9 protein-coding genes are annotated in these 8,184 nt (G+C 71.5%); 4 read left to right on the forward strand and 5 right to left on the reverse strand.

All coding sequences use genetic code 11. From position 1 onward, the window contains the following. Positions 1-5 precede the first annotated feature (5 nt). Together AC0NH5_RS41895 and AC0NH5_RS41900 are read left to right on the forward strand one after the other, a co-directional pair. A complete protein-coding gene (locus tag AC0NH5_RS41895; RefSeq protein WP_474413822.1) occupies positions 6-1,169 on the forward strand; it encodes an acyl-CoA dehydrogenase family protein in 1,164 nt (387 codons plus the stop codon). Next, a complete protein-coding gene (locus AC0NH5_RS41900; RefSeq protein WP_474413824.1) occupies positions 1,159-2,265 on the forward strand; it encodes a CaiB/BaiF CoA transferase family protein in 1,107 nt (368 codons plus the stop codon). Before AC0NH5_RS41895 ends, AC0NH5_RS41900 begins: the two co-directional genes overlap by 11 nt. Positions 2,266-2,324: 59 nt before the next feature. On the opposite strand, the gene AC0NH5_RS41905 is transcribed toward AC0NH5_RS41900, so the two are convergent. The 3 genes from AC0NH5_RS41905 to AC0NH5_RS41915 form a co-directional block, all read right to left on the reverse strand. Beyond that, a complete protein-coding gene (locus tag AC0NH5_RS41905; RefSeq protein ID WP_474413826.1) occupies positions 2,325-3,884 on the reverse strand; it encodes a methyl-accepting chemotaxis protein in 1,560 nt (519 codons plus the stop codon). Between the two features lie 124 nt (positions 3,885-4,008). After that, on the reverse strand, positions 4,009-4,353 hold the full coding sequence (locus AC0NH5_RS41910) for a UBP-type zinc finger domain-containing protein (protein WP_474413827.1): 345 nt from the start codon (positions 4,351-4,353) through the stop codon (positions 4,009-4,011). A gap of 107 nt (positions 4,354-4,460) precedes the next feature. After that, entirely contained in the window at positions 4,461-4,838 is a 378-nt protein-coding gene (locus tag AC0NH5_RS41915) for a winged helix-turn-helix transcriptional regulator (RefSeq protein ID WP_474413830.1), read from the reverse strand. Between the two features lie 121 nt (positions 4,839-4,959). Here AC0NH5_RS41915 and AC0NH5_RS41920 point away from each other — a divergent pair, with 121 nt between their 5' ends. Further along, entirely contained in the window at positions 4,960-5,811 is an 852-nt protein-coding gene (locus AC0NH5_RS41920) for an SDR family oxidoreductase (protein ID WP_474413832.1), read from the forward strand. Positions 5,812-5,976: 165 nt separating this feature from the next. On the opposite strand, the gene AC0NH5_RS41925 is transcribed toward AC0NH5_RS41920, so the two are convergent. Beyond that, positions 5,977-6,438, reverse strand: coding sequence for an aminoacyl-tRNA deacylase (locus AC0NH5_RS41925; protein WP_474413833.1), 462 nt, complete (start codon positions 6,436-6,438; stop codon positions 5,977-5,979). 70 nt (positions 6,439-6,508) lie between these two features. Here AC0NH5_RS41925 and AC0NH5_RS41930 point away from each other — a divergent pair, with 70 nt between their 5' ends. Next, a complete protein-coding gene (locus tag AC0NH5_RS41930; protein WP_474413835.1) occupies positions 6,509-6,877 on the forward strand; it encodes a DUF427 domain-containing protein in 369 nt (122 codons plus the stop codon). 5 nt (positions 6,878-6,882) lie between these two features. Here AC0NH5_RS41930 and AC0NH5_RS41935 read toward each other — a convergent pair whose 3' ends face one another. Continuing rightward, positions 6,883-7,890, reverse strand: coding sequence for a TIGR03617 family F420-dependent LLM class oxidoreductase (locus AC0NH5_RS41935; protein ID WP_474413837.1), 1,008 nt, complete (start codon positions 7,888-7,890; stop codon positions 6,883-6,885). Between the last annotated feature and the right edge of the window lie 294 nt (positions 7,891-8,184).

Raw genomic sequence — 8,184 nt, forward strand, 5'->3', positions numbered from 1 at the left:
TGTCGATGTCTACGCCTGGACTGGACGGCTACACCGAGCCGTGGCGCAAGCCGGAACACGACGATCTGGCCGAGCTGGCCCGCACCTTCTTCACCAAGGAGGTGCTGCCGCACGCCGGCCGCCTGGAACGGCAGGGCCATCCCGACCGCGAGCACTACCGCCGGGCCGGCGAGCTCGGCCTGCTCGGCCTCTCCGTGCCCGAGCAGTTCGGCGGCGGGGGCGGCGACTTCACCCACGAGGCTGTCCTGTTGCACGAACAGACCCTGACCGGTGAGGGTAGCCTCGGCCTGGCGGTGCACAGCGGCATCGTCACGGGATATATCGCTGCATACGGGACTGACGAGCAGAAACAGCGCTGGCTGCCGGGCCTCTGCAGCGGCGAGCTGATCGGCGCCATCGGGATGACCGAGCCGGACGGTGGCTCCGACGTCCAGGCGATACGGACCCGTGCGGTCCGGACCGGTGATTCCTATGCGGTGAGCGGGTCCAAGACCTTCATCACGAACGGGCATCTGGCGGACCTGTTGGTCCTGGCCGTCAAGACCGACCAGTCCGCCAAGGCACACGGGATCTCCCTGCTGGTCTGCGAGCTCACCGACGGCACTCCCGGCTTCCGGCGGGGCCGCAACCTGGAGAAGATCGGGCTGCACGCCAACGACACGGCGGAGCTGTTCTTCGACGACTTCGCGGTGCCGGCCGCCAACCTGCTGGGGACCGAGAACGCCGGCTTCATCCAGCTCATGCAGCAACTGCCGCAGGAACGCCTGGTGATCGGCGTCGGCGCGGTCGCCGCCATGCAACGCGCGGTCGAGCTCGCCACGGCGTACGCGAAGGAGCGCACCGCCTTCGGCAAGCCGTTGATCGGGCACCAGAACACCCGGATGGTGCTGGCCGAGTGCGCCACCCGGACCCGGGTCTCGCGGGTCTTCCTGGACGACTGCATCGCCCGGCACGCCCGTGGTGAGCTGGACGTGGCGACCGCCGCGATGGCGAAGCTCTACCTCACCGAGGGCCAGTGCGAGGTGGTCGACCGCTGCCTGCAGATCTTCGGCGGCTACGGCTACACCACCGAGTACCCGATCGCGAAGATGTACGCGGACGCCCGGGTCCAGAAGATCTACGGCGGCACCAACGAGATCATGAAGGAGCTGATCGCGCGTGTCCTCTGAGGCACCGCTCGCCGGCGTCCGGGTGGTCGAACTGGCCGGCCTGGCACCCGGACCGTTCGGTTGCATGATCCTGGCCGACCTCGGCGCCGATGTGATCCTGGTGGAACGGCCCGGCGGTTCCGGACCGCTCGTTCCGCCGGCCGGCCCGCTGCAGCGCAACCGCCGGGTGGTCACCCTCGATCTCAAGAGCGAGGACGGGATCGGCGAGCTGCTGCGCCTGACGGCCCGGGCGGACGTGCTGGTGGAGGGCTTCCGGCCGGGCGTCGCGGAACGCCTCGGCTTCGGACCGGAGCAGTGCCAGAAGATCAACCCCCGGCTGGTGTACGCGCGGATCACCGGCTGGGGTCAGGAAGGGCCCCTGGCGGCCGCCGCCGGGCACGACATCGACTACCTGGCCGTCGCCGGGGCCCTGGAACCCCTGGGCCGGCCCGGTGAGCCGCCGCACGCGCCGATCAACCTGCTCGCTGACTTCGCCGGCGGTGGCCTGCTGCTCGCCGTCGGCGTCCTGGCCGCCCTGCTGGAACGGGACCGCTCGGGGCGCGGGCAGGTCGTCGACGCCGCGATGGTGGACGGGTCGGCGCTGCTCACCACGTTTCTGCACGGCATGATCGGGGCCGGGATGTGGCCGGGCGGCCGCGGCACGAACCTGCTCGACGGCGGGGCGCCGTTCTACGACACCTACCGGACGGCCGACGACCGCTACGTGGCGGTCGGCGCGCTGGAGCCGCAGTTCTACGCGGCGCTGCTGGACGGGCTCGGGCTGGACGGCGACGCCGGCCTCCCCGCGCAACTCGACCGGTCCGGCTGGCCGGAGCTGCGGCGGATCTTCACCGAGCGGTTTGCGGCGCGGACCCGGGACGAGTGGGAAAAGGTGTTCGCGGGGCGCGACGCGTGCGTCAGCCCGGTGCTGGCGCCCGGGGAGGCGGCGGACCATCCGCACAACGCCGAGCGGGGGACCTTCGTGGAGGTGGGCGGGGTGCGGCAGCCGGCCCCGGCGCCACGCTTCGGTCGTACCCCCGCAATGACACCCACCGCGGCCCGGGCGGCCACCGTGACCGAGGTCATGGCCGGTTGGGAGGAGCCGGCCGATCGCTGACGGCACAGACGAAGGGCCGGCCGCCTCCCGGCGACCGGCCCTTCGTCGTGCCCGTGTTCCTAGAACTTGAAGCCGCCGACCAGAGTGCGCAGCTCCTCCGCCGTCCGCGACACCTCGGTGCTGGCCTCGCGGGTCTGGTTGACGCCACCGACCGTGGCAGCGCTGGCCGCCGAGACGTCGCTGATGTTCGCGGCGATCCGGCTGGATCCGGCGGCCACCTCGGCGATGCTGCGGCTCATCTCACCGGTGGTGGCGGTCTGCTCCTCCACCGCCGAGGCGATGGTGGTCTGGAAGTCGTTGATCTGCGCGATCACCTCGGAGATCCGGTTGATCACCTCGACCGCGCCGCTGGTGTCCTGCTGGATGGCGTTGACCCGGCTGTGGATGTCCTCGGTGGCCCGGGCGGTCTCCTGAGCGAGGTCCTTGACCTCGCTGGCCACGACGGCGAATCCCTTGCCGGCGTCGCCGGCGCGGGCAGCCTCGATGGTGGCGTTCAGGGCGAGCAGGTTGGTCTGCTCCGCGATGCTGGTGATCAGCTTGATCACGTTGCCGATCTCGGCCGACGACTCGCCGAGCTGCCGGATCGTGTCGGTGGCGCGGGCGGCCTCGGTCACCGCGACCGCCGCGATCTGCACGGCCTCGCTGGTGTTGCGGGAGATCTCCCGGATGGACAGACCCATCTCCTCGGAGCCCGCCGCCACCGTCTGCACGTTCCGCGAGATCTCGTCCGCCTCGATCGACGCCGAGCTGCTCTGCCGGTCGGTGTTGTCGACCGCGGAGGCGATCTCCCCCGAGACCGCGGCCAGTTCGGTCGACGCGGCAGCCAGGCTGTCCGCGTCGTGCGCGATGGTCTGCATGGACTCGCGCAGCTTGTCCAGCGAGCGGTCCAGGCCGGCGGCCATCGCGCCGAACTCGTCCCGGCTGGCGATGCCGCTGCGCACGGTCAGGTCGCCGCGGTCCAGCGCGTCGATCACCAGGCCGAGCCTGCGGACCGGGTTGAGGATCGAGCGGGCCATCGGTACGGCCAGGCCGATCAGCAGCACCAGGCCGAGGACGGCCACGACGATCGCAGTGTTCCGGGTCGAGCTGACCGTGTGCGCCAGGTGGGCCTTCTGGTCGGCGACCGCGGCCTCCACCACTTCACCGAGGGCGTCGAGCGCGTCGTCGGTCTTGTTGTTCCGCTCGGCGATCTCGTCGGTCCGGTTCACCACCGACTTCGGGTCCGCGACACCGTCGGCGACGAACGCCACGATGAAATCGTTGAAGTCCTCGAAGTCCGGGCGCGCGCTCTGGAATTGCTGGAGCATGGCAGACGGCAGACCGCACGCGACCACCTTGTCGGCGGCCTCGACAGCCGACTGCACGTCATCGGTCGCGTCGCCGGTCACGTCGTGGCCGAGCGCCGACCGGTACGCGTCCACCTTCAACTCGCTCTGCCGGTTGTTGAGGTGGTTGATCGCGGCCACGCAGGCCTCCAGGGCACGCATCTCATCGGCCTGGTCGGCGATGCTCCGCTGCCCGAGCAGAGTGATGGTTCCCATCGCACCGAGCGCGAGAGCACCGGTCGTCACGATGATGCCCAGCCGTTTGGCTGTGCCGATGTTCTCCAAGCCGCCCATCTGACCTCCACGAGTCTCCAACGTACGCTCCATCGACCGGTACGGGCCGTAACTGAGGAGCGACGTTTCGGAAGCCGTTACGTCCGGAGGCGGATGGTTTCGTGGCGGACCAGGCGGTGGGCGCTCAGCGGTTCAGCTTGGTTCGCCAGTCGGCCGGGACGCTGCCCGCGGGGCCGGGGACCGGCTGGTCCGCCGGACGGCTCGTCGGCGGGGCGAGGGCCGGGCCGTCGTGCGCGGTGTCGGACGCGTAGTCCCAGAACCAGTCCTCGCCGGGCTCGAAGGACTGGATGATCGGGTGCCCGGTCTCCCGGAAGTGCGCCGTGGCGTGCTGGGCGGGCGAGCTGTCGCAGCAGCCGACGTGGCCGCACTGGGCGCAGCGGCGCAGGTGGAACCACCAGCCGCCGGCGGGGAGGCAGTCGGCGCAGCCGGTGCCGGACGGGGGGACGTCGGTCTGGATGGAAGCGGTCACGATCGCAATCTAGCGCAGCGGGTGGGGCTGCTGGTCACGCCTGGACCCAACCGCCGGCCACGCCAATCGTTGGCCGCGCCGCGTTCCGGCCTTTGCCGGCGGCGCGGTCAGCGGGTGCGGTCGTAGTCGGCCTGGGCGGCGCGGATCGGGGCGATCTCGCCCTCCACCAGGTCGATCAACTCGACCAGCTTGCCGGCGACGCGTTCGCCGAGCTCGGTGAGGCTGTATTCCACCCGCGGCGGGATGGTCGCCTGCACCTCGCGGCGGACCAGGCCGTCGCGCTCCAGGCCTTGCAGCGTCTGGGCCAGCATCTTCTCGCTCACACCGTCGACCCGGCGGCGCAGGGCGTTGAACCGGTAGGCGCCCTCGTGCAGCGCGGCCAGGGCGAGCGTGCCCCAGCGGCCGGTGACGTCGGCCAGCACGCCGCGGGAGGCGCAGTCGCGGGCGAAGACGCTGGGAATCAGGTCGTCGTCCGGTTCGGTCATGGCCCGACTCTACTTTCCGCGGGGGTGCGGCGATAAGTGATAGCACTCACCCATGGTTGGCGCTTTCTAAAAGTTAGTGCATGCTTCACGGGTCGTGCCAGAAAGCCAGTAGGGAGTCGTCATGACCATCGCCGTCACCGGAGCCACCGGACAGCTGGGCCGCCTCGTCGTCGAGGCACTGATCCGGCGGGGCACCGCGCCGGGCGAGATCGTCGCGGCCGTGCGGAACACCACCAAGGCCGCCGACCTCGCGGCGCTCGGGGTGCAGGTCCGAGAGGCGGACTACGACCGGCCCGAAACACTGGAGCCGGCGTTCGCGGGGGTCGACCGGCTGCTGCTGATCTCGGGCAGCGAAGTGGGCAAACGGGTGCCGCAGCACACCGCCGTGGTCGGCGCGGCTGTCGCCGCGGGCGTGCGGTTCCTCGCCTACACCAGCATCCTCCGCGCCGACACCAGCACCATCGGGCTCGCGCCGGAGCACAAGGCCAGCGAGGAGGCGATCGCCGCGTCGGGCATCCCCTACGCGCTGCTGCGCAACGGGTGGTACCTCGAGAACTACACCGGACAGCTCGACGGCGCCCTCGCCAACGGGGCGATCGCCGGCAGCGCGGGTGACGGGCGCATCGCGGCGGCGACCCGGGCGGACTTCGCCGAGGCCGCGGCCGCGGTCGTGCAGTCCGGCGAGCCTGGGGTGTACGAGCTGGGCGGCGAGTCGTTCACCCTGGCCGAACTGGCCGCGGAGGTGACCCGGCAGAGCGGGACGACGGTCGTCTACCGGGACCTTCCGGTGGAGGAGTACCAGGCGGTCCTGGTGTCGGCCGGGCTGCCGGAGGGATATGCGGGGCTGCTCGCGGACACCGACACCAAGATCGCGCAGGGCGAGCTGGACACGGACAGCGAGGACCTGCGGCGGCTGATCGGGCGGCCGGTCACGACGGCGGCGGACGCGGTGGCTGCCGCGCTCAAGGGCTGAACGCCGGGCGAGCCGGCCCTTCCCGGGCCGGCTCGGCTTCGTTACGCCGTACCGCTTCGTTACGCCGGGCCGTCCGCTACGCCGGGCCGCTTCGTTACGCCGGGCCGCTTCGTTACGCCGGGCCGCTTCGTTACGCCGGGCCGCTTCGTTACGCCGGGCCGTCCGTTACGCCGGCTCGGTCACGTCCGCGAATGAGCCGCCCAGCGTTTTGACCGCGGCATCGGCGCTGACCCGCAGGGCCAGCCCGCGTTGCCCAGCGCCGAGGCTGATCACCCGCCCGCGGGTCCGCTCGTCCGCGATCACCGGCCAGGCCGTGACCGACCCGAACGGCGTGATCGTCCCCCGCTCGTACCCGGTCGCCTCCTTCGCCGCGGCCGCGTCGGGCATGGAGAGCCGGCTGACGCCGAGCAGCGCGCGCAACTTCGGCCACGAGATCACCCGGTCGCCCGGCACGAGGACGAACAGGTGATCACCCTCCGCCCGGCGCACCACCAGCGTCTTGACCAGATCGCGGATCTCGACCTGCTGGGCCGCGGCCGCCTCGGCGACACTGTTCACCGGCCCGTGCTGGACGACGTCGTGCTCGATGCCCGCGGCCTGCGCCGCGACGATGGCGGGAGTGGTCATGCAAGCACCATAGGCGGCGTCGCCCCAGCAAGATCAAGGGACGGCGCCCGGCCCGGAGTAGTGTCGGTTCATGAAGCCGCGCCTGGAACCAGGACCCGATCACCCGATCACTGTCACGCCCACTGCCGAGCGTGTCGTCGTCACCGTCGCCGGCAAGGTCGTGGCCGACACCCGCAACGCGGTGACGCTGCAGGAGGCGAGCTATCCGCCCGTGCACTACATCCCGCTCGCTGACGTCGACCAGAGCCTCCTCGAGCGGACGTCGACGCAGAGCTACTGCCCCTACAAGGGCGACGCCGGCTACTACTCCATCCCGATCGGCGGCGAGAAGGCTGTCGACGCCATCTGGGAGTACGCGGAGCCGCACCCGCCGGTCGCCGCCATCAAGGGACACGTCGCGTTCTATCCGAACCGGGTCGACTCGATCCAGATCGGCTGACCGCCCTACTCCCCGCGCAGCGCCGACCGCACCGCAGCCATCTGGTACCGGTCCGCGTCGTAGGGCGTATATAGCGAAATCCGATCAATCGCCGATCCGAATCGGTCGCGCAACCCGGTCGCCACGGCGGCCGGGTCGCCCGCCACAGCGAACGCGCCGAGCACGTCGTCGTTGATCTCGTCGGCCATCTCGGCCCAGGCCTGCCGCCGCGACAACGCGTTGAGCCGGTCCGCCAGCTCACCCCAGCCGTGCAGCTCCAACACCGGGCGGTACGCCGGCGTGGACGCGTAGAAGGCGATCTGCCCCCGCACCGCCCGCTCGGCCCGCGCCCGCTGCTGCTCGTCGGCGCCCAGCACCACCATCACGCTCATCGCCAGCCCGAAGCCGTCCAAGCTTCCGCCGCGAGCCTCCCGCAACGCCGGCACGATCCGCTCGCCGAGATAGGCCGCACTGGTCAGCGGGTGCACCAACAGGCCGTCCGCCACCCGCCCGGCGGCCCGGATCATCAGCTCGCCCACTGCCGCCAGCTCCACCGGCGGGTTCCCGAACGGATTCGGCCCCGGGCTGAAGAACTCGGTCATCAGCGTGTGCTTGTAGAACTCCCCGCGGAACGCCAGCCGCTCCCCCGTCTCCCACGACTTCCAGATGGCCCGCACCGCCGCGACGAACTCCTCCATCCGCGCGGCCGGCCGGCTCCACGGCATCGCGAACCGCCGCTCGATGTGCGGCCGTACCTGCGACCCGAGACCCAGCCTGAACCGCCCGTCCGAGATCAGCTGCAGGTCGTTGGCGAGGACCGCCACCGTCATCGGGGTGCGCGCGAACGCCACCGCGATCCCGCTCTGCAGGGTGATCCGCGACGTGGCCCGGGCCACCAGCGCCAACGTGGTGAAGACGTCGTGCCGGGTCTCCGCCGCCGCGAACCCGTCATATCCGAGCTGCTCGGCCGACACGGCCGCCGCTTCCGCCTCACCCGGTGAGGCCGCGACCGCCGCCGCGAAGTCAACCAACATCCCACAGTGATAACACCGAAGCGCCGGCCGCTCTCCGCTCCCCCGCCATTCCGTCCCCGCGGCAGTCCGGCTCCCCACGGCCGCGCCCAGCCGCCCGGCTCCCCACCGCAGCCGCCCCGTCCGCCCTCGGCAGCCCTCGCCCGCCGGCTCGCCCCACAGCCGCTCCCGCCCACCCGGCTCTCCGCGGTAGCCCTGCCCCAGGGCTGCCGGCATCCGGGGGACTGTGCCAGGAGCGGTGTTTCCGGCCCGACACGCCGGGCTGTGGTCCGGCGAGATGGGCACCGTGAGTGATGA

Source organism: Actinoplanes sp. 13 (assembly GCF_056134165.1).